At 45.9% G+C, this 1,104-nt stretch carries 1 protein-coding gene; it reads right to left on the bottom strand.

What is annotated here, in order from left to right; translation table 11 throughout:
• The coding region (locus KDK19_RS12830) for a hypothetical protein (RefSeq protein ID WP_257292118.1) at positions 1-1,104 on the bottom strand (1,104 nt) is incomplete at both ends.

The raw sequence follows: 1,104 nt of genomic DNA, 5'->3' as shown, positions 1-1,104 counted from the left end.
CTGCTGCACCCATGCCGCGTATTTCATCGTCGTATTGTTGTGGCCCGGTTTTAATGTGGGTTCTTGCCCAGTCTGCCAGATTCTGAACTTCTCCCAGAGGATTCAGACACTGGCCTTCTGCGGGCTCAATTGTGAATGCAGTCTTCAGATTTTTGAAGACTTCCACAATCCGTCTGGCCTGATCAAACCCAAGATGGTTTCCGGCCAATGCCTGCAAGCGAATGGGTGCAAATTCATCGTCTAAGTCAAAACTATGAAGATTTGGTATTAACTTACCGCTTAGCTCTGCTGATTCTGCCAGACCTATTGCGGCTTCCAGAGCCTGTTTTTTGAGGGAGTGCGACTGTCCGTAGGCGTAGATATCGGTGAGTATGTTTGCTTGTCTGGGCGTGTACTGGAAGGAGCCACCCTCATTTTCAACGGCTTCCTCTGCAGCTTTCAGGACTCCCTTTAATTGCTCTATTTCCCCTTTTCTGACTTCTATTTCTCTGTTAAGGCTGTCCTGTTCCCGGGTCAGTTGCAGGATCTTCCCGCCAGTACCATCAAGCCCGCCCATTTCTATCTGTTTTTTTCTCAAAGCATCAACCCGGTCAGCGTATCGCGCAGTGGGATCTGGCTTAATACCCATGTCGTCTTCAATGGCTTTAAGATCCTTTTTATGAGCCATCATAGCTTTCTGTGCTTTTAATATTTTTGTTTTTTTCTGTTTCAGGACTAAATCCAGCACTTGTCGATTGTGCTCAAGTTTAGTTTTAGTTTTCGAATCGATTTCTTTGGAAGGATGCATCGCCTGATTTTTAGTGTTCAGTTCCTCTCGTGCCTGCTTTTCTTCATCCAGTGCACAGGTCAATTCCATTTCTTTTAAAGCGTGCTCATGCAGAAATTTCGTGACCTGAGCGTACTTTTTTCTGGTTTCAGGCAGTTCGCCCATTGCGTGCTCGACTTCGTCCTGACCATGAGTGTCTGTATAGGTTATAATGGCATCGAAGTAATCCTCTTCGGCAAGCCTTTCAGCGTTACCTTCAACAGAGATTTTCAGTTCTGATGTAGCAGCTCTCAGTTTTTGAACGATTTCATCATGTTTCTCTGAACCTGCGCTCTGCA

Source organism: Endozoicomonas sp. ONNA1 (assembly GCF_024606325.1).
In the GTDB taxonomy this organism is placed as follows: domain Bacteria; phylum Pseudomonadota; class Gammaproteobacteria; order Pseudomonadales; family Endozoicomonadaceae; genus Endozoicomonas_A.
Note: the sequence above shows the minus strand (reverse complement) of the source record. Positions and strands in the feature narration are given on the sequence as shown.